The sequence below is a fragment of the Pseudomonas sp. G(2018) genome (assembly GCF_005502415.1).
Taxonomy (GTDB): domain Bacteria; phylum Pseudomonadota; class Gammaproteobacteria; order Pseudomonadales; family Pseudomonadaceae; genus Aquipseudomonas.
On sequence record NZ_SCOO01000022.1, the window covers coordinates 79994 to 100820 of the forward strand.

At 58.4% G+C, this 20827-nt stretch carries 21 protein-coding genes and 8 pseudogenes; 10 read left to right on the forward strand and 19 right to left on the reverse strand.

Annotation, left to right across the window (positions count from 1 at the left end; genetic code table 11):
* Positions 1-18: 18 nt before the first annotated feature.
* Positions 19-1527, forward strand: a complete 1509-nt coding sequence (locus tag FFS64_RS20170) for a tripartite tricarboxylate transporter permease (RefSeq protein ID WP_137806870.1) — start codon at positions 19-21, stop codon at positions 1525-1527.
* Positions 1528-1608: 81 nt separating this feature from the next.
* Here the strand turns inward: FFS64_RS20170 and grxC are convergent, their stop codons facing one another.
* Together grxC and FFS64_RS20180 are read right to left on the reverse strand one after the other, a co-directional pair.
* Positions 1609-1860, reverse strand: coding sequence for a glutaredoxin 3 (grxC, locus tag FFS64_RS20175; protein WP_137806871.1), 252 nt, complete (start codon positions 1858-1860; stop codon positions 1609-1611).
* Between the two features lie 27 nt (positions 1861-1887).
* Positions 1888-2406: a carboxymuconolactone decarboxylase family protein gene (locus FFS64_RS20180; protein WP_137806872.1), complete on the reverse strand. Its 519-nt coding sequence runs from the start codon at positions 2404-2406 to the stop codon at positions 1888-1890.
* Between the two features lie 134 nt (positions 2407-2540).
* Between FFS64_RS20180 and FFS64_RS20185 the strand changes: the two genes are divergently transcribed.
* Both FFS64_RS20185 and FFS64_RS20190 read left to right on the forward strand, forming a co-directional pair.
* Positions 2541-3353 carry an AraC family transcriptional regulator gene (locus tag FFS64_RS20185; RefSeq protein WP_137806873.1) on the forward strand — a complete coding sequence of 271 codons (813 nt, stop codon included), beginning with the start codon at positions 2541-2543 and terminating at the stop codon, positions 3351-3353.
* 6 nt (positions 3354-3359) lie between these two features.
* Positions 3360-3761 carry a DUF488 domain-containing protein gene (locus FFS64_RS20190; RefSeq protein WP_137806874.1) on the forward strand — a complete coding sequence of 134 codons (402 nt, stop codon included), beginning with the start codon at positions 3360-3362 and terminating at the stop codon, positions 3759-3761.
* A gap of 214 nt (positions 3762-3975) precedes the next feature.
* Here FFS64_RS20190 and FFS64_RS20195 read toward each other — a convergent pair whose 3' ends face one another.
* A complete protein-coding gene (locus tag FFS64_RS20195; protein ID WP_372242178.1) occupies positions 3976-4137 on the reverse strand; it encodes an SDR family oxidoreductase in 162 nt (53 codons plus the stop codon).
* On the opposite strand from FFS64_RS20195, the pseudogene FFS64_RS31760 reads away from it, so the two are divergent.
* Positions 4138-4247: pseudogene (locus FFS64_RS31760) on the forward strand (IS5/IS1182 family transposase); the annotation flags it as partial. It lies immediately after the preceding gene.
* A 133-nt stretch (positions 4248-4380) separates the two neighbouring features.
* Here FFS64_RS31760 and FFS64_RS20200 read toward each other — a convergent pair.
* The 3 genes and pseudogenes from FFS64_RS20200 to FFS64_RS20210 form a co-directional block, all read right to left on the reverse strand.
* Positions 4381-5244, reverse strand: coding sequence for an NmrA family NAD(P)-binding protein (locus tag FFS64_RS20200; RefSeq protein WP_171017108.1), 864 nt, complete (start codon positions 5242-5244; stop codon positions 4381-4383).
* Between the two features lie 172 nt (positions 5245-5416).
* The gene (locus FFS64_RS20205) at positions 5417-5836 is read right to left on the reverse strand and encodes an organic hydroperoxide resistance protein (protein WP_137806876.1); all 420 of its coding nucleotides are present in this window, start codon (positions 5834-5836) and stop codon (positions 5417-5419) included.
* Positions 5837-6034: 198 nt separating this feature from the next.
* Positions 6035-6232: pseudogene (locus FFS64_RS20210) on the reverse strand (SDR family NAD(P)-dependent oxidoreductase); the annotation flags it as partial.
* Positions 6233-6337: 105 nt separating this feature from the next.
* Between FFS64_RS20210 and FFS64_RS20215 the strand changes: the two are divergent.
* Positions 6338-7366, forward strand: coding sequence for a GlxA family transcriptional regulator (locus tag FFS64_RS20215; RefSeq protein WP_137806877.1), 1029 nt, complete (start codon positions 6338-6340; stop codon positions 7364-7366).
* On the opposite strand, the pseudogene FFS64_RS20220 reads toward FFS64_RS20215, so the two are convergent.
* From FFS64_RS20220 to FFS64_RS20225, 3 pseudogenes are all read right to left on the reverse strand, one after another.
* Positions 7285-7624, reverse strand: a pseudogene (locus FFS64_RS20220) (IS5 family transposase); the annotation flags it as partial. The gene FFS64_RS20215 and the pseudogene FFS64_RS20220 overlap by 82 nt on opposite strands.
* Before the next feature lie 16 nt (positions 7625-7640).
* A pseudogene (locus tag FFS64_RS31450) lies at positions 7641-7875 on the reverse strand (hypothetical protein); the annotation flags it as partial.
* Positions 7865-8189: pseudogene (locus FFS64_RS20225) on the reverse strand (AraC family transcriptional regulator); the annotation flags it as partial. The pseudogenes FFS64_RS31450 and FFS64_RS20225, both read right to left, overlap by 11 nt.
* Position 8190: 1 nt before the next feature.
* Here FFS64_RS20225 and FFS64_RS31765 point away from each other — a divergent pair.
* Together FFS64_RS31765 and FFS64_RS31770 are read left to right on the forward strand one after the other, a co-directional pair.
* Positions 8191-8433 (forward strand): annotated as a pseudogene (locus FFS64_RS31765) (VOC family protein); the annotation flags it as partial.
* Positions 8427-8784, forward strand: a pseudogene (locus FFS64_RS31770) (saccharopine dehydrogenase NADP-binding domain-containing protein); the annotation flags it as partial. The pseudogenes FFS64_RS31765 and FFS64_RS31770, both read left to right, overlap by 7 nt.
* A gap of 135 nt (positions 8785-8919) precedes the next feature.
* Here FFS64_RS31770 and katG read toward each other — a convergent pair.
* From katG to FFS64_RS20270, 7 genes and pseudogenes are all read right to left on the reverse strand, one after another.
* The gene (katG, locus tag FFS64_RS20240; RefSeq protein ID WP_137806878.1) at positions 8920-11175 is read right to left on the reverse strand and encodes a catalase/peroxidase HPI; all 2256 of its coding nucleotides are present in this window, start codon (positions 11173-11175) and stop codon (positions 8920-8922) included.
* 318 nt (positions 11176-11493) lie between these two features.
* A pseudogene (locus FFS64_RS20245) lies at positions 11494-11835 on the reverse strand (helix-turn-helix domain-containing protein); the annotation flags it as partial.
* A gap of 119 nt (positions 11836-11954) precedes the next feature.
* The gene (locus FFS64_RS20250) at positions 11955-12455 is read right to left on the reverse strand and encodes an outer membrane beta-barrel protein (protein ID WP_137806880.1); all 501 of its coding nucleotides are present in this window, start codon (positions 12453-12455) and stop codon (positions 11955-11957) included.
* A gap of 96 nt (positions 12456-12551) precedes the next feature.
* Positions 12552-12968 (reverse strand): response regulator, encoded by a 417-nt coding sequence (locus FFS64_RS20255; RefSeq protein ID WP_137806881.1) that lies wholly within the window; start codon positions 12966-12968, stop codon positions 12552-12554.
* A 235-nt stretch (positions 12969-13203) separates the two neighbouring features.
* Positions 13204-13686 (reverse strand): hypothetical protein, encoded by a 483-nt coding sequence (locus FFS64_RS20260; RefSeq protein ID WP_137806882.1) that lies wholly within the window; start codon positions 13684-13686, stop codon positions 13204-13206.
* Positions 13683-14510, reverse strand: a complete 828-nt coding sequence (locus tag FFS64_RS20265; protein WP_137806883.1) for a winged helix-turn-helix domain-containing protein — start codon at positions 14508-14510, stop codon at positions 13683-13685. Before FFS64_RS20265 ends, FFS64_RS20260 begins: the two co-directional genes overlap by 4 nt.
* A 120-nt stretch (positions 14511-14630) precedes the next feature.
* Positions 14631-15356 carry a DUF3313 domain-containing protein gene (locus tag FFS64_RS20270; protein WP_137806884.1) on the reverse strand — a complete coding sequence of 242 codons (726 nt, stop codon included), beginning with the start codon at positions 15354-15356 and terminating at the stop codon, positions 14631-14633.
* Positions 15357-15542: 186 nt separating this feature from the next.
* On the opposite strand from FFS64_RS20270, the gene FFS64_RS20275 reads away from it, so the two are divergent.
* Positions 15543-16670 carry a diguanylate cyclase gene (locus tag FFS64_RS20275; protein ID WP_137806885.1) on the forward strand — a complete coding sequence of 376 codons (1128 nt, stop codon included), beginning with the start codon at positions 15543-15545 and terminating at the stop codon, positions 16668-16670.
* A 33-nt stretch (positions 16671-16703) separates the two neighbouring features.
* Here FFS64_RS20275 and FFS64_RS20280 read toward each other — a convergent pair whose 3' ends face one another.
* Positions 16704-17960, reverse strand: coding sequence for an epoxide hydrolase family protein (locus FFS64_RS20280; RefSeq protein WP_137806886.1), 1257 nt, complete (start codon positions 17958-17960; stop codon positions 16704-16706).
* 154 nt (positions 17961-18114) lie between these two features.
* Here FFS64_RS20280 and FFS64_RS20285 point away from each other — a divergent pair, with 154 nt between their 5' ends.
* Together FFS64_RS20285 and FFS64_RS20290 are read left to right on the forward strand one after the other, a co-directional pair.
* Complete coding sequence (locus FFS64_RS20285; RefSeq protein WP_137806887.1) at positions 18115-18522, forward strand: antitoxin Xre-like helix-turn-helix domain-containing protein; 408 nt, start codon at positions 18115-18117, stop codon at positions 18520-18522.
* A complete protein-coding gene (locus FFS64_RS20290) occupies positions 18516-19208 on the forward strand; it encodes an RES family NAD+ phosphorylase (RefSeq protein WP_137806888.1) in 693 nt (230 codons plus the stop codon). Before FFS64_RS20285 ends, FFS64_RS20290 begins: the two co-directional genes overlap by 7 nt.
* Before the next feature lie 3 nt (positions 19209-19211).
* Here the strand turns inward: FFS64_RS20290 and phnE are convergent, their stop codons facing one another.
* Positions 19212-19979 carry a phosphonate ABC transporter, permease protein PhnE gene (phnE, locus tag FFS64_RS20295; RefSeq protein ID WP_137806889.1) on the reverse strand — a complete coding sequence of 256 codons (768 nt, stop codon included), beginning with the start codon at positions 19977-19979 and terminating at the stop codon, positions 19212-19214.
* Positions 19976-20803 carry an ABC transporter permease gene (locus FFS64_RS20300; RefSeq protein ID WP_137806890.1) on the reverse strand — a complete coding sequence of 276 codons (828 nt, stop codon included), beginning with the start codon at positions 20801-20803 and terminating at the stop codon, positions 19976-19978. The genes phnE and FFS64_RS20300 overlap by 4 nt, the downstream gene beginning before the upstream one ends.
* Positions 20804-20827 lie beyond the last annotated feature (24 nt).

Here is a 20827-nt window from a genome sequence, read left to right on the forward strand (position 1 = left end):
GCCAAGGAGATCGACTGCGTGGACATTCTTTCAAGTTTGTTGATGGGTTTTAGCGCGGCGCTGACGCCGATCAATCTGATGTGGGGATTTATCGGCTGCCTGCTGGGCACCGCCATCGGTGTTTTGCCCGGCATCGGACCGGCACTGACAGTGGCCTTGCTGCTTCCGATTACCGCCAAGGTCGATCCCACCGGGGCGTTGATCATGTTTGCCGGTATCTATTACGGCGCACAGTTCGGCGGTTCCACCACCTCGATTCTGCTTAACACGCCCGGCGAATCGTCTTCCATGGTCACGGCCCTGGAAGGCAACCGCATGGCGCGCAATGGCCGGGCAGGGCCGGCGTTGGCCACGGCTGCCATTGGCTCTTTCGTGGCCGGGACCATCGCGACGATTTTGCTGACCTTGTTCGCCCCGGTCGTGGCCCGGCTGGCGCTCAACTTCGGGCCGGCGGAATACTTCGCGATCCTCGTACTGTCTTTCACCACGGTATCGGCGGTACTCGGCGCTTCCATGTTGCGGGGTTTCGCGTCATTGGGGATTGGGCTGACCATCGGCATGATCGGCCTGGACTCGACGTCGGGCATTGCCCGCTACACCCTGGGCGTTCCCGAACTGGTGGATGGCATCGAAGTGGTGCTGGTGGCGGTCGGTTTGTTTGCAGTAGGGGAGGCGCTGTACAGCTTGTTGTATCAGCAGGAGCAAGCGGAGGGCCGGCATCGCCTGACCTCGTTATGGATGACCCGCGCCGACTGGAAGCGCTCGGTGCCCGCCTGGTTGCGCGGCACGCTGATCGGCTTTCCGTTCGGTTCGATCCCGGCCGGTGGTGCGGAAATCCCGACGTTTTTGTCCTATTCCACCGAACGCAAGCTCAGCAAATTTCCGAAAGAGTTTTCCGCCAATAAAGGCGAAGGCGCCATCGAAGGTGTTGCCGGGCCGGAAGCGGCCAACAATGCGAGTGCGACCGGGTCGTTGGTGCCGCTGCTGACCCTGGGCATACCGACGTCCGCCACGGCGGCGATTCTGTTGGCGGCGTTCCAGAACTACAACCTGCAACCGGGGCCGCTGCTGTTTGAAACCTCCGCCGAGCTGGTCTGGACGTTGGTCGCCTCGCTGTACATCGGCAACCTCATCCTGCTGGTGCTGAACCTGCCGCTGGTGGGGCTGTGGGTCAAGCTGCTGCAAATCCCCCGGCCATACCTGAACGCCGGGATTCTGGTGTTCGCCACCATCGGCGTGTATGGCATGCGCCATTCTTCCTTTGACTTGCTGTTGATGCTGGGGATTGGCTGGGCCGGCGTGTTGATGCGGCGTTTTGACTTTCCGGTCGCGCCGGTGATCGTGGGCATGCTGCTGGGGCCGATGGCCGAGAAGCAATTGCGTAATGCCCTGTCCATCAGCGAGGGCGACTGGATGATCTTTCTCACGCAGCCGATCTCGGCGTTTTTCCTGGCCCTGACGTTGCTGGTACTGATAGTGCCGCACCTGCTGCATGCGCGGGGGATCAAGTTGCATGAGGATGACTAACACCGCGCGCTCCCACAGGTGTTCGAGGTTGATCCCCCATTTTGTGTTCCATAAAAAGCCCCTGTGGGAGGCGCATTCGGTTCAGGCCAACATCGACATCAACCCACCCTGGCGATCCAGCTTGGCCAGGTCGTCGAAGCCGCCGATGTGCGTGTCGCCGAAGAAAATCTGCGGCACGGTGCGTCGTCCGCTGCGCTCGAGCATTTCTTCGAGTTTGCCGGGCTCGCGTTGAATGTTGATCTCTTGCATCGCGATGCCTTTGCTGGCCAGCAGGGATTTGGCGCTGCGGCAATACGGGCAGGTGTCGGTGGTGTACAGGGTTGCGGTGTTCATGGATTGATCCTCTGCAACAGGGGTTGATCAGGCGTCGATGGCCGGAAAGTCAATATCGGTCAGGGCGACGTTGTTCAGGTAGTTGGTCAGCGTCTGCGAAGCCACGTGGGCAATCACTTCGATGATCTTCGCGTCATTGATTCCGGCGGCGCGGGCGACGGTAATCTGTTCGCTGCTCAGGTGGCCACGGCTTTCAGTGATCTGCCGGGCGAGCAGGGCATAGGCGTCGAGTCGGCCTTCACGGGCGCTGCGGATTTCCTGGCTGGACAGCCCGGCCTTGCCAGCAAACAGCGTGTGCGCCGCCAGGCAGTAATCGCAGCCGTTGACCTGCGAGGTGGCGAGGAAGATCGCCTCTTTCTCGGTGGCGCTCAGGGACGTCTTGCCCAGTGCCGCCGAGTTTTGCAGGTACGAGGCCAGCACCGCGGGGGCATGGGCCAGTACCCGGAATACGTTGGGCAGGAAACCGATTTTCTTTTGCACGCCTTCCAGCAAGGGGCGGGTGGCGTCGGCGGTGTGTTCAAGGCTGACGGGGGCAATGCGGGTCATGTTGAATCTCCGTGATGTGAAGCGCGACAGGCGCTGGGTACGGAGTCCATGCTAGTGATTGGTGCTGGTTTATTGGATGCGAATCGTCGACGATATGCGACAGATCGTCCAGAACTGCCCTCGGGAGCCCGCCCATGGATCGCTTGTCCACCTTGCTCGCGCATTTCGGCGTCAACGCCGGCACCTTTCACAGCGGTACGTTTTGCGGCACGACGGCCTTCGACGGCAGCCAGGCATGCGGTCATGTGCATTTGCTGCAGGCCGGCGAAGTCGTGTTGAAACTGGCCGATGAGCGCGAGCTGCGCCTCACCGAACCGACACTGATCTTTTTCCCGCGACCCTACCGTCATCGCTTGTTCGCCACCGAAGCCTCCGGCACGCAGTTGGTGTGCGCGTCGCTGAATTTTGATGGCGGCTCGGGCAATGCCCTGGCGGCGGCGTTGCCGGAGTACCTGGTACTCAAGCTCGATGAAATCCCGACCCTGGCCGCCACGCTGGAATGGCTGTTCAACGAGGCGTTCGATGGCACCTGTGGTCGTGAAGCGGTAATGGACCGTTTGTTCGAACTAGTGGTGATTCAGTTGCTGCGCTACATCCTCAGCACGCGCAATCAACAGCCGGGCATGATGGCCGGGCTGGCTGACCCGCGTCTGGCGCGGCCCTTGAGCCAGATGCACGAAGCGCCGGGCAAGGCCTGGAGCGTGGCTGAGCTGTCGGTGCTGGCCAACATGTCCCGGGCCAGCTTCGCCGAACACTTCAAGCGTGTGGTCGGCCAGGCACCGGTGGACTACCTGGTGAGCTGGCGCATCAGCCTGGCGCAAAAGCGCTTGCGCGAAGGCAAGCCGATTGCGTTGATTGCCGAAGAAGTCGGCTACGAAAGCCCGTCGGCATTGGCCCGGGCATTTCGCCGTAAAACCGGGGTCAGTCCGCGAGAGTGGAGGGGGTGATTGATCATGATTCAGTGCAAACGTACCTGCGACCCTGCCGTGCCTGAAGACGGGCGGCGGATTCTGGTGGACCGTCAATGGCCGAAAGATTGCCCCAAGGAGCCTATGCCGTTCGATGCCTGGCTCCCCAACGTCGCGCCCTCGGCGGATTTACACCAGGCGTTCATGTCCGGGCAGCTGAATTTTGCCGGGTTCACTTCCGCCTATCGCGGGGAGCTGGCCGCCCAGCCGACGCATTGGTGGGCGCTTTTGCAGTACGGTCAATCAGAGTGTTTGACGCTGGTGTTCACGGCGGATGATCCACTGCAAAACCATGCCGTCGTACTTGCCCAATGGCTGGAAGATGAGCTTGATCGCTTCCAGGGCTCCAGTTCGCCGGTGTGTTATCGAGATGAGTTTCCCCGGTAGCGAGGAGGGTGCCCATACCGCGAAGAACTCGACCTATTTGTTGAACGCGCCCCACTGTAGAAGCAAGGCTTGCCCGCGATGGACGTCAACGATAACGCGTGCTTTCTGAAGCCCCCCGTTATGCCTGCATCCGACCTGTTGCGCGCCCCTCCTTTGGAGTGGTGTGTCATTCAGAGTCCTTCGCGATAGCTGCAAAGGACTCCGTCAGCGCCCGTTACCGACCGGCGCTCTGGCCACCGTCGACGTGCAGGATCTCTCCTGTGATGAACTCTGCCGAATCCAGGAACGCGATGGCGCTGGCGACTTCGCTCGCTTCACCCATACGCCCCAGCGGATGGAGGGTGCCCAGTATTTCGTAGTATTCCTTGTTGTGCATGGGCGTCTTGGTGATGCCCGGCGAATCGGCCCCGCTACGACAAGTTGGCCAAAAGCTTTGCCGCGATGGTCACGCTGGTCTTCACGGTTCGATGCCTACGGTATTACTTTCGTACAAAACCTAGTAAAGCTGCGCAAATTCAGAACATTCTGGGTATCTGGATGCCAACTCACCAATACCTTGTCATAGTTGAAAATGGTCGGCATGGAGCCGTCAGTTATCATGCTCCATGCTGAGATGGGTTTAAGTCAGCAGATTACGCTGCAGTTCGATAAACTGCGCAGGGGTCAGCAGGGGCTGGCCGATGATAGCGGTACCGATGCTGTCTAAACCTTCCAAGCGCCTTTCACGTTGGTCAATCTTTACTGCACTGAAATGCGAAAGATAGGAGCGATCGTGGTCCAGACCCAGCAGGCGGACGAAGTCCTCAACCGGGATCTGTTCAAAGCGCACCTCCTTGCCTAGTACAGTACTCAGGAGGCCGGCTAGTTCCTGGTGGCTGTATTCTTCTGGCCCATGCAGTTCATAAGTTTGATGGCCATGCCCTTCAGGATTGGTCAGGATACCTGTAACGATGCGTCCGATATCACTTGCAGCCAAGGGAGCAAATCGGCTGTCAGGGTCGAATGGCGTGACATACCGGCCAAACCGAATCAGCGGCGCAATGTAGAGCATCCACTCGGCAAAGAAGGTAATACGCAGATGAGTGGTGGGGATCCCAGTCCAAATAAACACTTGCTCGGACATCCAGTGATTTAGGGTGGCCGGACTGCGCGCATCGGGACGTGATTGCTTTTGGGACAAATTTACAATGTGCTTTACCCCTTGTTCTCTTGCCGCTTGGGAAAATATCACTGCCGCTTCAACTAATCCCCCGGTTAATGGATAGCAAAAGTATGCCCCATCAACGCCTTCCATTGCCGTGCGAACGTGCTTGAGGTTTAGCAGATCTCCTACAAAGACATTAGCACCCTGATCTCGAAGCTTTTGGGTGCGCGCATCTTCGCTGTGAACAAACGCATTTACTCGATGACCTTTCTCCAACAGGAATTTGACAGTCGGAGAACCTGTTGCGCCGGTAGCGCCTGTAACCAGAAAAGTTTTCATCAGTAAGCACCTCTATTTGTAGGCAAGAGAACTTCATTAGAGATTCAAAGTTCCCCGCACATTGGGATCGTCACATGCTGGGTTGAGCGCACCACTTCTATCGAAAGAATATTCAGTGATGCCACGGCTCCGGCGCAACAATTCAGACGGTAAACTGAGTTATAAGCCGGAGTTAGACCAAGTTGATTTCAACATCAATATTGCCGCGAGTCGCCTTCGAATAGGGGCAGGTAGAGTGCGCGGTATCGACCAGCGAGCGTGCAACTTCGGGATCTACGCCGGGGATGCTGACATTGAGGCGTGCTTGTAGGAAATATGCGTTGCCGTTGATGCCGAGATCCACTTCGGTATCAACGGTCACATTCGTGGGGCGCGGTACTTTCAGCGTGACAGCGGCTTTTCCAATGGCCTCGATGAAGCACGATGACCAACCAGCAGCTAGCAACTGCTCGGGGTTGGTGCCAGCGCCGGAGGATCCTGGAGTCGACAATTTTATGTTCAAACGACCATCGTCACTGTGCGACTCGCCAGCACGCCCTCCGGTGGTGTGAGTTTTTCCGGTGTAAAGTACGTTTTCGATTTGATTGATCATTGGAATACCATATCAATTGGATGTGTGCCATTTATTTGCGAGTGTAATCGGGCAATGGCGTAAACCCGATATAGCTAAATAGTTAACTTGCAGATGCAGGCGTGCCCCTACATTTGAATCCGTGGAAACTCTGAGTCAAATCTTCCACACGAATTCAAAGCCCTAAAACACTTTAGATTTGTTTGCGAATACGCCTAAGCTAGTTTTGACAAGTAGAGATTTGTTCACGTCTTCTATCAGCTTGGTTTCAACGCCAGCCAGGGCATTAAGACGTTCGCGATTGCGGGCCATGAGGAACAAGTCGTAGCCGCGACGTGCCAGACGGCCTGCGTAGGTCGCACCGATACCGAATGATGCTCCGGTGATGAGTGCGGTGCCGGGATGTGCGTGAGCCATGTTGGATCTCCGAAGGAGAGTGAACCTGAAGTTGATATTGCATCGATTTGACGGCGACCTAAATGACGTTTATGGTCGTCTTTTAGGACATCGGAGGAAAAGTGTATGCATCGCATCGGCTATCTGCTGACGGATGGGTTCCAGATGCTTTCATTGGCGACGCAGACGGTGTTCGAATACGCTAATTTCGTTGTGAAGAGCCCTTTCTACTCGATAGAGATTTTCTCGCCGGCTGGTGGCCTGGTGCGCTCGTCGCTGGGGCTCGCAGTTGATACGCGCCCAATGGAGGCGCCCAGACTGGCTGACACGTGGATCATCGTCGGGGTCAGCGATCCACTGACCGTGGAGCCTGTGGAGGCCGTGTTGGACTTCGTGCGACAGGCCGGTAGTCAGGCACGGCGCACCGCTGGCGTTTGCACCGGTAGCTTCGTTTTGGCCGAGGCAGGTCTGCTCGCCGGGCGCCGCGCCACGACCCACTGGTTTTTCGCCCAAGAAATGCAAAAGCGTTATCCGAACATCGATGTCGACGATGACCGCATCTACATTATCGATGGACCAATCTGGACCTCTGCCGGCATGACCGCGGGACTCGACCTCGCCTTGGGTATGGTAGAAAAGGACATTGGGGCAGACGTAGCGCGTTCGGTTGCGCACAATTTAGTGATGCACCAGCGCCGTTCGGGTGGGCAATCGCAACATTCAGAGATGCTTGACTTGGCCCCTAAGTCGGATCGCATCCAGAACGTGCTGAACTATGTGCGTCAAAACCTGACGCGGCCGCTCAGCGTAGAGGAGTTGGCAGAGACCGCACACTTGAGCCCGCGCCAATTCACCCGAGTGTTCACCGCGGAAACCGGGCAATCGCCAGCGAAGGCCATCGAAGGTCTGCGGCTGGAGGCTGCGCGGTTAATGATCGAGCAAGGCCGCCACTCTCTAGAAATGATCGCGAGGGAAACCGGGTTTCGCGATCGTCGACACATGCGCGAAGCTTTTATGCGAGGTTATGGTGTGCCCCCCCAGGCGGTGCGCCGAGATGCTCGAAGTGTCGTGCTTCCGGCGCCTGAGGAGGTTCGGGTTGCAAGTACCACGGTGGAGTCGATCATCCAGGTGTCCAGATCTATCAGTCCTTCCTGACTCAGCCGAACATGCAGACGCTCAAGCACTTGCTCGAACGTGCCGTCGTCTCGCCAGTCGCGAAAACGCTGTACACCGTCGACCACAGGCCGAGTCGTTCCGGCAAGTCACGCCAGGCCGCCCCGGAGCACAGGATCCAGAAGATGCCATTGAGTACCAGTCGATCATCACTGCGCGCTCGCCCCATCTTCTGTTCCGGGGAAACCAGATCCTTGATCAACTCCCATGCCGCATCGGGAGTTCGTAGCGCCTTGCCATGCGGGGCTCCAGCCAATCATGGCGGCGATTCTACCCGCACCGACTTTTCGTACAGAACCTGGTTAACCATCACCTCATCCAGTGCCTGTTCGAGGGTGCTGACCGTGCGCTCGATATTGTGCAGCTTTTCGAGTCCGAACAGACCGATGCGGAAGGTCTGGAAGTCGGCCGCCTCGTCGTATTGCACCGGCACTCCGGCAGCGCTGTAGGCCGTGGTTGGCAAATTTCTTACCGCTCTTGATGTCGGCATCCAGCCGTGGGGGGCTTGCAGGACGCGGTACAGAATTTCTCGCTCGTAGACCGGCGCGAGGGCCGCGATTTCTTCGGGCTTGTTCATCAAGCGCAGCAGGCGCACCCAGGCATCCATCAGTTCGGGCGTGACAGCGGTCACCGAAAAACCGGTTTTCTGTCCATGCTGTCCGAGCGGTTTGGGCAAGTCGGCGAGTAGCGTCGTCAGGACAACCGGATCAAGTGTCAGGCTCACCGCCAGGTAAGGTTCGCCACTTGCGCAGGGGTGAACCTGGCCGACTGCTGGCAGGTCGATGGACATGACGAAGTAGGTCGCCGCTGCACCGACCCCGCTGGGCATCACCGCACGGCTCGATTACGACGGCAAGGACGGACCGCCGGGGCATCCTGATCTGAAAGGTTTCGGTGCCCATGGACGCATGTTTTTCTGGTTGCGCGAAGGCGTGGTGGAGGGGCGGGCGGTGTATGTCGGCTTTGTGGCGAGCAGTAAGGCCGAAATCTACGCGGCTTATGCGGCGGCGCTGCAAAGTGGTGCTGTCGACAACGGCGCCTCGGGCGCAATACCAAAAAACTGCAATCGCTCGCCGCGCAGCTGGACGTTCCTTATCGCGTGTTCAACCCTGATGACCGGCAGCGAATGCGCTGGAGGGCATCGCGGTGCTGCTGAACTTCGCTGGGCCGTTCGCCCAGACGGCGGCCGCGTTGATGCAGGCGTGTATCAAGGCCGGGGTCGACTACCTGGATATCACGGCGCAGATCAATGTCTATCGGCAGGCGGAGCAACCTGGCGCCCAGGCCACCGGGGCGGGGGCATGTTACTGCCCGGTGTCGGCTGGGATTTGGTGCCGACAGATAGCCTGGCAATGCAGGTCGCCAGACGTGTGCAGGAACCGCATACACTCAGGATCGCATTTCCAACAGCATCATGTTGGCGGAGATCACGGCCAATCGGGTGCTGGATCAGATTGATCCTCTGTAGAAACCAGCAAATAAAACGGCCACCCCGGCATTGAATACCGAGGTGGCCAAGGGTCTTGCCTGTTACGTCACTTCAAATCAAAGCGATCAAGATTCATCACCTTGGTCCACGCCGCCACAAAGTCCTTCACGAACTTCTCCTTGTTGTCGGCGCTGGCATAGAACTCCGCCAGGGCCCGCAGTTGCGCGTTGGCGCCGAACACCAGGTCTACACGGGTTGCAGTCCATTTCGGTTGGCCGGTCTTGCGGTCGCGGCCTTCGAATTCTTCATTGCTATCCGAGGTGGGTTTCCATTCCACGCCCATGTCCAGCAGGTTGGTGAAGAAGTCGTTGGTCAACGTTCCCTTCCGGGTGGTGAAGACACCGTGGGCGGTTTGGCCGACGTTGGTGTCGAGTACGCGCAAGCCGCCGATGAGCGCGGTCATTTCTGGCGCAGTCAGCGTCAGTAATTGCGCCTTGTCGATCAACAAGTGTTCTGCCGATACTTTGTAACGGGTTTTCAGGTAGTTGCGGAAGCCGTCGGCGATGGGTTCGAGGAAGCCGAAAGACTCGACATCCGTCTGTTCCTGGCTCGCGTCCGTCCGCCCTGGCGTGAATGGCACCGTGACGGTTTGCCCGGCATTTTTCGCGGCTTGCTCGACGCCGGCACACCCGGCCAGCACGATCAGGTCCGCCAGCGAGATTTTCTTGCCGCCGGCGTTGAACTCCTTCTGGATGGCTTCGAGTTTTGCCAGCACCTTGGCCAGTTGATCAGGCTGGTTGGCTGGCCAGGATTTTTGTGGCTCCAGGCGCAAGCGCCCACCGTTGGCACCACCGCGTTTGTCGGAGCCACGGAAGCTGGAAGCCGCCGCCCAGGCTGTCGACACAAGCTGCGAAACGCTCAGGCCCGAGGCAAGGATCTTGCTCTTGAGTGCGGCGACGTCGCTGTCGTTGACCAGCGGGTGATCAACCGCGGGAATCGGGTCTTGCCACAGCAGTTCTTCGTTGGGCATTTCCGGGCCGAGATAGCGCGAGAGTGGCCCCATGTCACGGTGGATCAGTTTGTACCAGGCGCGGGCAAAGGCGTCGGCCAGTTGATCCGGGTTTTGCAGGAAGCGCCGGGCGATCGGCTCGTAGATCGGGTCGAAGCGCAGGGCCAGGTCGGTGGTCAGCATGGTTGGGTTACGGCGTTTGGACGGATCGAAGGCGTCCGGAATAATGCCGGCACCCGCACCGTTTTTCGGTACCCACTGATGGGCACCGGCCGGGCTTTTCGACAGTTCCCAGTCGAAGCCGAAAACGTTCTCCAGAAAGTTGTTGCTCCATTTTGTGGGCGTTGTGGTCCAGGTCACCTCCAACCCGCTGGTGATGGTGTCGGGACCCTTACCGCTGCCAAAGCTGCTTTTCCAGCCCAGGCCTTGTTGCTCCAGGCCGGCGGCTTCCGGTTCGGCCCCGACGTTATCGGCAGGACCGGCGCCATGGGTTTTACCGAAGGCGTGACCGCCGGCGATCAGCGCCACGGTTTCTTCGTCATTCATCGCCATGCGGCCGAAGGTTTCGCGGATGTCCAGACCGGCGGCGACCGGATCGGGATTACCCTCCGGACCTTCCGGGTTCACATAGATCAGGCCCATCTGCACGGCGGCCAACGGGGTTTCCAGATGACGTCCCTGATCGGTACGGCTGTCCTCGTTTCGCCCGGGTTCGGCAACCAGTGGAACATCGCCGGGTGCCTGCACGGGTTTTTGTGCTTTGTCGTAACGGACGTCGCCGCCCAGCCATTTGTCTTCCGAGCCCCAGTACACGTCCTCGTCCGGTTCCCAGACGTCCGGACGGCCACCGGAGAAGCCAAAGGTCTTGAAGCCCATGGATTCCAGCGCGACGTTGCCGGTGAGCACGATCAGGTCGGCCCAGGAAATGTTGCGGCCGTACTTCTGCTTTATCGGCCACAGCAACCGGCGGGCTTTGTCGAGGCTGACGTTGTCCGGCCAGCTGTTGAGGGGGGCGAAGCGTTGCTGGCCGGAGCCTGCGCCACCGCGGCCGTCACCGGTGCGGTAGGTGCCGGCGGCGTGCCAGGCCATGCGGATGAACAGCGGACCGTAGTGGCCGAAGTCGGCGGGCCACCATTCCTGCGAGTCGGTCATCAGTGCGGTCAGGTCTCTTTTGACGGCCGCAAAATCCAGCTTTTTATAGGCTTCGGCATAGTTGAAGTCCTTGCCCATGGGGTCGGACAGGGGCGAGTGCTGGTGCAGGATGTTCAGGTTGAGTTGGTTCGGCCACCAATCGCGGTTCCTTGTGCCACCACCGGCGGCGTGGTTGAACGGGCATTTCGATTCATTTGCCATGTGTGAGCTACCCTCGGTCGAGTTCATTCACTATCCGGCCCGGTGCGGGCCATGGAATAGAATCGAGCGAAATCAATGACTCAGGTTGCCGGACCCGCATTTCGATCCGTTGATCGTTGTGGTGACGACCCTCACTACGCCTGGTCAGTTTCCGACTCATTCTTATCTTCACATCAGGTCTGTGCCGGCCAGACTACGCCGACGCTAAATAAAGGTAGACCCGTAAAGGCAAGTCAGCTAATAGCGCGAGTATTGGTCGATGATAGGCGCAATCTCTTAGCGGTCTGCGAGGGGAATGGTGCCGTCGTTGAATGATGCTTACCGCTTCTCAACATTGCGCCGGATCGTCTCCGACGGCGGCTCCCCGTAGGCTTGCTGATAATCCCTGGAGAATCGACCCAGGTGCTGGAAATTCCAGTGCATGGCGATTTCGGTGACGGTTGGCCAGGTTTTCTTGATCAGATCCCGTCGGGCATTCGCCAGTCTCAGGTTCTTGGCGTAGGCAATCGGCGAAATGCCGAATGCCTCGAAAAAACCCAGGTGCAAGGTGCGATTGGTAGTTTCAAGTTGTTCTACCAATGTGTTCATGTTGAGTGAAACGTTCAGGTTTTCATGAATGTATTCGATGGCTTTAATCGCGATCTTCTGTCTTTCTGGAATAGGGCAGGCGTCAAGGGGTTTAACCGGTTTTACAGGGGTCATGAAATTCAACATTAAAGCGATTGAAAGATTGCCTGGAATTTAAGGAGCGATCAATCGGACCGCTCCCGGCAGGTGATTTACCAGCGAAAGTAAGCCGACGCGGTTGTCTGGTTCAATTCGATTTTCCCAACTTCCAATACCTCGTATTCGGCGCGCAGTCCGACATTACGGAATACATCCAGCTCGACCCCGGCCCCATAAGTCAGATCAACCCCGGTATCATCATCTGTGGCGTTCCCGTCAGCATCCCAGGCATGAGCGCCGACGCTGCCAAACAAACGAACGCGTTGTCCAATGGGGAAGCCGATATGGGTCGCGATCTGCGCCGACTTGCCTTCGAACTTAATATTCTCGTTTTTGAAGTTTCCCAAGTCGACGACTGCACCTTCGAAGGCAAAGAAATCATTCATGCGATAACCCGTATAAACCTTGTATCCCGTCTCTTCATCGCTCAGGGTCTTTTTATCGGTCTCGATGCTGGAGACGCCGGCACCCACATAGAGTCCTTTGTCGTCCGCCATTGCCTTGAAAGAAAGCAAAGAGGCGAACGAAATGATTGCAATGTTTTTGAGCAGCATGGAGGTGCTTCCTTAAGCAGGTTTTCCAAATGGTCAGCGTGTGAAGTTTTCAAGGGCCGTGGCATTAATCACAGTCAAAAATTGGTATTTCCAAGGTCACGCGGGGGTCTTGAGCGCGGTACTGATGTTGGCCGGCTTATCAATGAAGGCCATGATCTGGCTGATGGCGTCCCTGTCCGGAGGACCGGACAAGGTAAAGTTCATCGCTGATGTCGAATAATCCACGAAGGGCGAGAAGTGCAGGCTCGCGCGCTGATAAATAAGTGAATGCCGGATGTCTGGGTAGCCGCGGATACCCTGATCCAGTATCGGGCCTGCGCGCTTTAATATCGCTTCGTTGATGATCAAAAGATCAAATGTGCAGAGCGCGCTGTCGATGATCATTAACAGTTCACGCAGCGAGCTTAGTGGCGCGACCCGGTGATAGCCGAGACTGGCGAGATTCTTTTCGATATTCATCCGCGTGGAATGATCCTCATCGACCAGCAAGATGCGCAACCATGGGTTGGCCATGAATGACTGTTCCTTTTGTTTATCGAAAAATGGTTGTAAGCGGGATCAGCAGTCCAATATCCATCCCAAGGACAGACCACTGGTGTAAGCAAGTATGGCGAGCGCGATTTTATGCTTGAGGGGTAGCTTGTTCAGCGGAAGGTAAAACACGTCCGTCTCCAGAAATAAATGGCCTCAAGGATTCTGGAGGGGGGCGTTTTAATACAAGTCAATGATTGTTATTTGTCGCTTGTCTTTAATGATTCAAGCAGCGCAAACGCTTGAGTTCATGAATGTAAAAACACAACGATTGGTCATTGGCAGAGGGAAGAAACTGATAGTTGAGAATCGCGCCTTCTTGAAAAACATACTGGCGTTTGAAGAACAGGTCAGGGGTTTTGTCGATCGCAAATAACTCGTCATCCTGGCTGAGTTTGACGTGGATGATTTTCACTTGAATGCGGTTTTTGCTCGCCCGTGTAGTTTCTGCTGAAAGGGTGGCATTGCGAATTTTTCCGTTCATGCTTTCCAGTACCGAGTGGGTAAATCGGCCGTGCCCGAGGGTGAGGTATTCCTCTGTGTTGAGCTGGCTATGGTCGGCGAGCCACAATCGGGTTGTGGTGTGGTAACTGGCATTTTCTTTATAGGGCGACGGCGACCAGGCCAGTGCAACCAGACAGAGCAGGTTGATGATGCAAAGTGCTATCCACTGGATGATTGATGGCTTCGGCAACGTCATAGGGCCGCTTCCAGGCATTGCCGAATCAACGGTGCGAGTTCTTTTTGTTCACTGTCTGACTGCAGGTTGGCCGTACTCAGGTCGGAGCGAATGCAGGAGATGGAATAACTGGATTTGACGTGATTGATCCAGACTTCTCCACTGAGGTGTGGTGGCAATGTTTGAGCTTGCCTGGCGGAACTGTCCCTGAGCGATTGGGCGTCAGCAACACTGTCGCCCAGTGCATGCAGGGTTATCTGGTTCTGCCGGGTGCTGGAGACCTCGATCGTCGGCGTGTCGAAGGCGAAGTCGAAGCGGGAGAGGGTGAACGCGCACATCAAGAAGGTCAGGGCATAACCCGCCAGCAAGATTTTTGTAGCGTTGCTCAACGTGTTCGGTTTTGTCCCAGGTAAGGGATGCTCAGCCCGATGCGTTGGATCATGTTCTTCGGGGGAGGGTACAACTGGCGACTCTGGTTGATCCAAGGGCAAATGCGAGTCGGCTGTTTCACTGATGACATAGTTGCGATTGAAGCAATAGCCTCGTCGAGGAATGGTCATCAGGATCTCATGGTCCCGACTGTCATTGAGTATGTTTCTAAGGGAAAAAACCGCTTGATTCAGGCTACCTGAGGCGACGATGCGATCATTCCAGGTGTATTCAATGATCTCGTCACGGGTTTTGGTGACACCGGGCTCCATCAGGAGCAATTCCAGCAATCGCGCCTCGGCTCGCGCCAGCGGGGAGTTCTGAACATCGCCATGGGGTGTCGTAATGGACAACGTTGCGCTCTGCGGATCGAACACAGCCGTCGCACCATTTTTCAACTTGAAGGCGTAGTTCATGGACATCCTCTGTTAAAGGGGCTCGCGCAGAGTATAGGAACGATTTTGATGGGCCACGGATCGGGTCTTGTTCAATCGGCGACTCAAGACAGTCCATCGTCTTGAAGTGGCGCCAAGGTCTCAGTTGGCGGCAAATGCCTGGTCCGCGCGTTCGCGCAATTGCCTGGCCCAGGCATCAAGGGCCGGGAAGGCGTCTTCGATTTTGGTTTTATCGGAAGGCGAAATTTCATTTCCCGTCGTGGCACTGACGGATTGCGCTAACAACTCTCCGGTCTTGCCATCTCTGAGTTCACTTTCAAAAAAGATCCGCAAGCTCTCATCCCGTGTGCCGGTCAGTTGCATGACGCCGCCAACAATGAATCCCACCGGCAGGTATTCCGGTATGGACAGATCCCTTGGGGTGCGCTCGGTGCCGGTGATCGCCGTGCGCAATCGAAGGGTATTGGGTTCGGGGCGGGCGATGACATCGTAGCCGCTGGTCAGCAATTCAAGGAGGATGGCCTGGTGCAGATACTTCAACATCGTGGCGGTATCGGTGGGCTGTTCCGTGACCAGTTCAATGTCTTTGCCCACGTAGTAAAAGCGCGGCGGTTCAAGGTAGATGCGCTTTTGGTAGTCCTTTTTTATATCCAGTGTCGGTTTGACCCAGTATTCGCTATCGGGCCATTTCGGATCTTTCGAAAGGTGGCTGTAGTCTTCGAGGAATCCGGTGTGTCGTGTCTCGGGAGCGGGCATTGTTGTGCAGCCAGTCAAGACAGTAAGAAACACTAGAGGAATCAGGAGGTTGGCGCGCATCTGCAAGTTACCGTTTGATTTTGACGCGGCGATGATGCTCAGTGGCGTCACGCTGCGCTATCCGATAACTGCAAGCCCCTGGCAGGTAGACGCTTATTGCCTGGGGTTTATGTAAGGGGATATAACCGGTCATCAAACGCACTCCTGTGGGAGCCGGCTCGCTCCCACAATTTGCCGTCGCCCCTGAGCGATGTGCCACAATGGTTAACGTCACCGCAGCATTATCAGGCGAACACAATGGATGGCCTTGGATTTCGGCAAGAGCAGGAACGCTTCATCGCCCAGCAGGTGCGTACAGACCGATTGCAACAGCTGTTTCGGCAATCGGTTTCAGCAGTTTTCGGTAGTTTCCTGGCAATGGTCATGCTTTGCTGGCTGTGCTGGGAGCGTTTTGATCATGTCGTCGTTGCCTGGTGGGTTGCCCTGCTGACGGCCTCGACGCTAGTGCGCATCACGATGTTCGTGGTGTATTTCCAGAGCCCGGAAGCGGCGCGCACGCCGCAACGCTGGGAGCGCATCTATCTGCTCACCTTGGTGCTGTCCGCCAGTATCTGGGGCGGTGGCGCGCTGGCCGTCATGCCGGCCGACGACCTGTTGGCCCAGGCGCTGGTGATGTTGTTTACCGTCGGCATGTCGGTCAGTGCGGTCTCCTGTTATTCGGCCTATCGCTACATGACGGTGGTGTCCATCGCGCTGGTGTTGTTGCCCTGTACCTTTTGGCTGTTGTTGCAGTCGACGACCCTTCAGGTCGGCATGGGCCTGGCCGTTCTGGTGTTCGCCTCCTTTGTGTGCAGCGCGACGCGCAAGCTCTCCGATGCCCTGGAAACGGCTTTCCGGTTAACCCGTGAAATGGAGCTGGCGCACAGCATTTCCACCCGCGCCGCACAGACCGATGAACTGACGGGCCTGAAAAATCGCCGGGCGTTTTTCGAGCATGCCCAGCGGCTCTATAACCATTGCCAGAACTACCAGTTGCCGCTGTGTGCGGTGATGCTCGACATGGACCATTTCAAACACATCAACGACACCTATGGGCATCAGGTCGGCGATCAAGTGCTGCGGCAGATGGGCGTGGTCATCTGCCGGTCATTTCGCGAAACCGATGTTTATGGCCGGTTGGGCGGGGAGGAGTTTGCCGTGTTGCTGCCGGACACGTCCCTTGAAGCCGCGCAGAACATCGCCGAGAAACTGGTGCATTCCATTGCCGGGCTGATGACCGGGCCGGTGCACTGCATCACGGCCAGCGTCGGGGTGGCGTCCATGGATTCCAGTGAAAAGGACCTGCACAGTTTGATGAGCAACGCCGACAAGGCGCTGTATCGGGCCAAGGCCCGGGGGCGTAATCAGGTGGTGGTGTCCGAGTAGACAGCCATTTCCTCCTACAGGATGTGAATTCGCTCAACGCAACGACCGAAACGCCGTGCGCAATTCCTCGGTGAACAGTTGCGGTTGTTCCCAGGCTGCGAAATGGCCTCCCTTTTCTGCCTGGCGAAAGTAGATCAGGTTTTTGTAGGCGCGTCGGGCCCAGCTTTCCGGTGGGCAGTAGACGTCGCCCGGAAACACCGTGATCGCCACCGGCAATGAGATTTCGCTGGTTTTCTGGGCGCTGGAGGACAGTGGGCTGCGGCCTTTGTTTTCCCAGTACAACCGGGCGGACGAAGCGCCGCTGTTGGTCAGCCAGTAGAGGCTGATGTCGTCCAGCACCTGATCCCGGGATGGCAATTGTTGCGCGTCAGTGCCATAGGTCCATTGCGAGAAACCCGGATGCACCAGCAGAAACGCGGCGAGGGCGACCGGGGAGTCCGCCACGCCGTAGCCAATTGTCTGCGGTCGGGCAGCCATCATCGCGCTGTACGCCAGGTTGCCCTGTTTGATCAGGGTGGCCACGGCCTCGTAGGTCGCGCGTTCCTGCGGATCAAAACTCGCCGGTGCCGGAGCCGCCACCGCCAGCGCCGCACCCGCTTCAGGCGGTATCGTCGCCGGCAAATTCAAATGAATGCCACGCAACCCCGCTGGCGCCTGGCGCGCCATGGCACCGGTGATGGGCCCGCCCCAGTCGCCGCCTTGAGCGACGTACTGCGGGTAACCGAGGCGCTGCATCAGCTGCGCCCAGACCTGCGCAATGCGATCCGGGTCCCAGCCGGTGCCGCCGGGTTTGCCGGAAAAGCCGTAGCCGGGAATGGAGGGAATCACCAGGTCGAAGGCATCACTCGCCTTGCCGCCGTGGGCGAGCGGGTTGGAGAGTGGACCGATGACCTGGATGAATTCGAACACCGAGCCCGGCCAGCCGTGGGTCATGATCATCGGCAGCGCATTGGGCGTCGGCGAGCGCACCCAGATGAAATGGATGTCGACGCCATCAATGGTCGTGACGAATTGCGGCAGGGCGTTGAGTTGCGCTTCGGCCTTGCGCCAGTCGTAATCAGTGCCCCAATAGCGCATCAGGGGTTGCAACTGTGCCAGTGGCGCACCCTGGGATGCATCGCCGACGGTTTCCTTGTCCGGCCAGCGGGTGGCCGCGATGCGCTGGCGCAGGTCGACCAGGACCTTTTCTTCAATGGCGATCTTGAAAGGGCGGACGCTGTCATCGGCTGAAGCCACGTTGAAGAGGGCGCAAACGCAAAGGGCGAGGGCAGCCGCGAATTTGTGTTTCATCTTCATTACCTCAGCCGAGGGGCGCGAAGCGATCCTTGGTAGTCAGCATGGCATGGGGGCGAAATAAGGCCTGTACCACTGGTCGAAGCGTGGTTGATCTATAGATTCAAAATAACTATGTTTGAGTCTATGGATTAGTAAGGAGATGTTGGACATGCCAGTTGCCCTTCAGGCGCAGCAGGGGTTTACCAAGAACCAATGTGTGACCGGGCTGCGCGCCGCTGTCAGCATCCTCGAAAAATGGGCGGCCTCCAGCGAGCAGGCCTGCCGCATCCTGCGCATTTCCCGCAGTACCTACACCCGCGCCAGGCAGCGCGATCCCGACTGGGCCGTGGCCCTGGACGCGGACCAGATGCAACGCATCAGTTTTGTGCTGAACATCCACGCCACCTTGCGCCTGATTTTTGATAACCCGGAAAACGTCTACGGGTTTGCGTCGATGGCCAACGACAACGAGTTTTTCAACGGACGGACCCCGCTGGAGATCATGGCCCAAGGGGACATGATTTCGCTGTACGAGACGTTTCGGCGGATCGACGCGCTGCGGGGCGCGCAATGGTGAGGCTCAACCGGCTGCCGGTGTTTGCCGGTGAGTCGTTGCAAGCCTATCGGCTGGTCAATTCGAAGTTTCCGCCGATTGCGATGTTTGATGACGTGGCCGATGCCGACGAATTCGACGTGTTGTATGAGATTCAGGCGCTGACCAATCCGCGGTTGAAAAACGAGGTCGGGCAACTTGAACTGATCGCCCGCAGTGAGATTCCATTCGGTATTCCCGGCTGCTCGTATGCCACCGCGCCCTTTACCCACGTCAACCCGGCGGGGTCGCGATTCAGCGATGGCAGCTTTGGCGTGTTGTACCTGGCCGACACCCTGGAAACGGCGCTGGCCGAGGTGCAGCATCATCAAACGCGGTACTGGTCCAACGTGCGCAGCCTCAACTATGAGCGCTTTGTTTTTCGGGGGCTGTCCTGTGCTTTCGTGGACAAGGCGATGAAAGATGCGACGGTCATTTCGATAATCGATCCGATCTACGACCCTGACGATTACACCAACTCCCATCACTTCGGAAAAGCCATCCGGAAGGCCGGGTGTCCGGGGCTGCGTTATCACTCCGTTCGCAGGGCAGGCAGCCATTGCTGGGCATTGATGACCCCAAGGGCGGTTCTGTCGATTGTCCAGAGCGCCCATTACGAGATGATCTGGAACCGGCAGATCACCAGCGTCAACCAGATCAGTGAAGCCTGAAGGTCAGGCCTTGACCCAGCGCTGGCGACTCCAGCTGCTCAGCGAGTCGACGGCGAGTACCAGCAACAGCATGGCCAGAATCACGGTGCTGGCCTGGGCCTCCTGGAACAGACTGAGGCTGACATACAACATCTGCCCCAGGCCGCCGGCACCGACGAAGCCGAGCACGCTGGCCATGCGGATATTGTTTTCCCAGCGGTAAAGGATGTAGGCCAGCAGCTGGGGCAACAGGTTGGGCAGGGTGCCGTAACAGAATGCCCACACGGCATTGCTGCCTTGCAGACGGATTGCTTCGGCGGGTTGCGGCGGGGTGTTCTCCAGCGCTTCGGCAAACAAGCGGCCAAGTACACCGGTGGTGTGCAGGGCCAGCGCCAGGGTGCCGGCGTTCGGGCCCAGGCCGGCGGCCAACACCATCAGCGCGGCCCAGACCAGTTCCGGAATCGCCCGCAGGGCGTTGAGTACCAGGCGCGATACGCTCTTGAACGGCCAGCCGAACCGACCCGCCGCCGGCAGCGCCAGGATCAGCCCGAACACCGCCGCGAGCAACGTGCCGAGGGCGGACATGGCGAGGGTTTCCAGCGCGCCATGACCGATGGCCTGCAGGTGGGCCGGGCTCAGGTCCGGGTTGAGAAAGCGCTGCGCATAGGCGCCCATCTGCTTGATGTTGTCACTGCCACCCAGCGCACCGAGGTCGATGCCCAGATAGCTGAATGAGGCAACCACCGCGACGCCGATGCACAGCAGCAAGGTCAGATTGATCAGGCGATTCATTCCAGTCTCCAGCGCAACAGGCGGCTGAGTTGATCGGCCAGCAGCACCAGCACCAGGAAGGTCAGCAACAGACTGGCCACTTCACCGCCGGCGAACATGCGCAGCGACAGGTCCATTTGCTGGCCCAGGCCGCCGGCTCCGACGAAGCCCATCACCACCGAGGCGCGGATGGCGCATTCCCAGCGGTACACCGTGTACGACAGCAGCTCCGCCGCGACATTGGGCAGGATGCCGTAGCAAAACGAGGCGAGCCGACCGCTGCCCGCTTGCAGCAACGCGTGGGCCGGACGCTGGTCCACCGACTCGAAAATCTCCGCGTAGACCTTGCCCAGCATGCCGCTGTAGGTGATGGCGATGGCCAGGACCCCGGCGGTCGGACCCAGGCCGACGGCGCGCACGAACAGCAAGGCCCAGACGATTTCCGGCACGCTGCGCAGGAAAATCAGCAAGCCGCGCACCGGCCAGCGCAGCAGACGGCCCAGGTAACTTGGGCGGCCGGCGCGGGAGGCCGCCGACAGCGACAGGGCACGACTGGCCAGCAGGCTCGCGGGCACCGCCAGCAGCAATGCCAGGGTCATGCCGGCCGTGGCGATGGCCAGGGTTTGCAAGGTGGCTTGCCACAACAGCTGGAGGAATTCTTCGCCATAGGCCGGTGGCCAGAAGGTCGAGACGAAACGGCCCATTTCGCTCTGGCTGTCGGTCGCCAGCAGCACCCCCAGATCCAGTTCGCTGAAGCGGATGCCGGGCCACAACAAGGCAATCGCCAGCAAGCTGAGCAGCAGGCGGGGGCGGGTGGCGGGGTCTCGGGAATCGCGGGTCAGCATCGGGGAATCTGCACGCTCAAGGGC

Coding starts and splice junctions, on each gene's coding strand:
- FFS64_RS20195 (WP_372242178.1), bottom strand. CDS start 4,137: ATGCACAACAAGGAATACTACGAAATACTGGGCACCCTCCATCCGCTG.
- phnE (WP_137806889.1), bottom strand. CDS start 19,979: ATGAATCGCCTGATCAATCTGACCTTGCTGCTGTGCATCGGCGTCGCG.
- katG (WP_137806878.1), bottom strand. CDS start 11,175: ATGGCAAATGAATCGAAATGCCCGTTCAACCACGCCGCCGGTGGTGGC.
- FFS64_RS20205 (WP_137806876.1), bottom strand. CDS start 5,836: ATGATCAATCAAATCGAAAACGTACTTTACACCGGAAAAACTCACACC.
- FFS64_RS20275 (WP_137806885.1), top strand. CDS start 15,543: ATGGATGGCCTTGGATTTCGGCAAGAGCAGGAACGCTTCATCGCCCAG.
- FFS64_RS20185 (WP_137806873.1), top strand. CDS start 2,541: ATGGATCGCTTGTCCACCTTGCTCGCGCATTTCGGCGTCAACGCCGGC.
- FFS64_RS20290 (WP_137806888.1), top strand. CDS start 18,516: ATGGTGAGGCTCAACCGGCTGCCGGTGTTTGCCGGTGAGTCGTTGCAA.
- FFS64_RS20250 (WP_137806880.1), bottom strand. CDS start 12,455: ATGCTGCTCAAAAACATTGCAATCATTTCGTTCGCCTCTTTGCTTTCT.
- FFS64_RS20285 (WP_137806887.1), top strand. CDS start 18,115: ATGCCAGTTGCCCTTCAGGCGCAGCAGGGGTTTACCAAGAACCAATGT.
- FFS64_RS20180 (WP_137806872.1), bottom strand. CDS start 2,406: ATGACCCGCATTGCCCCCGTCAGCCTTGAACACACCGCCGACGCCACC.
- FFS64_RS20200 (WP_171017108.1), bottom strand. CDS start 5,244: ATGAAAACTTTTCTGGTTACAGGCGCTACCGGCGCAACAGGTTCTCCG.
- FFS64_RS20190 (WP_137806874.1), top strand. CDS start 3,360: ATGATTCAGTGCAAACGTACCTGCGACCCTGCCGTGCCTGAAGACGGG.
- FFS64_RS20255 (WP_137806881.1), bottom strand. CDS start 12,968: ATGGCCAACCCATGGTTGCGCATCTTGCTGGTCGATGAGGATCATTCC.
- FFS64_RS20280 (WP_137806886.1), bottom strand. CDS start 17,960: ATGAAACACAAATTCGCGGCTGCCCTCGCCCTTTGCGTTTGCGCCCTC.
- FFS64_RS20260 (WP_137806882.1), bottom strand. CDS start 13,686: ATGACGTTGCCGAAGCCATCAATCATCCAGTGGATAGCACTTTGCATC.
- FFS64_RS20215 (WP_137806877.1), top strand. CDS start 6,338: ATGCATCGCATCGGCTATCTGCTGACGGATGGGTTCCAGATGCTTTCA.
- grxC (WP_137806871.1), bottom strand. CDS start 1,860: ATGAACACCGCAACCCTGTACACCACCGACACCTGCCCGTATTGCCGC.
- FFS64_RS20300 (WP_137806890.1), bottom strand. CDS start 20,803: ATGCTGACCCGCGATTCCCGAGACCCCGCCACCCGCCCCCGCCTGCTG.
- FFS64_RS20265 (WP_137806883.1), bottom strand. CDS start 14,510: ATGAACTACGCCTTCAAGTTGAAAAATGGTGCGACGGCTGTGTTCGAT.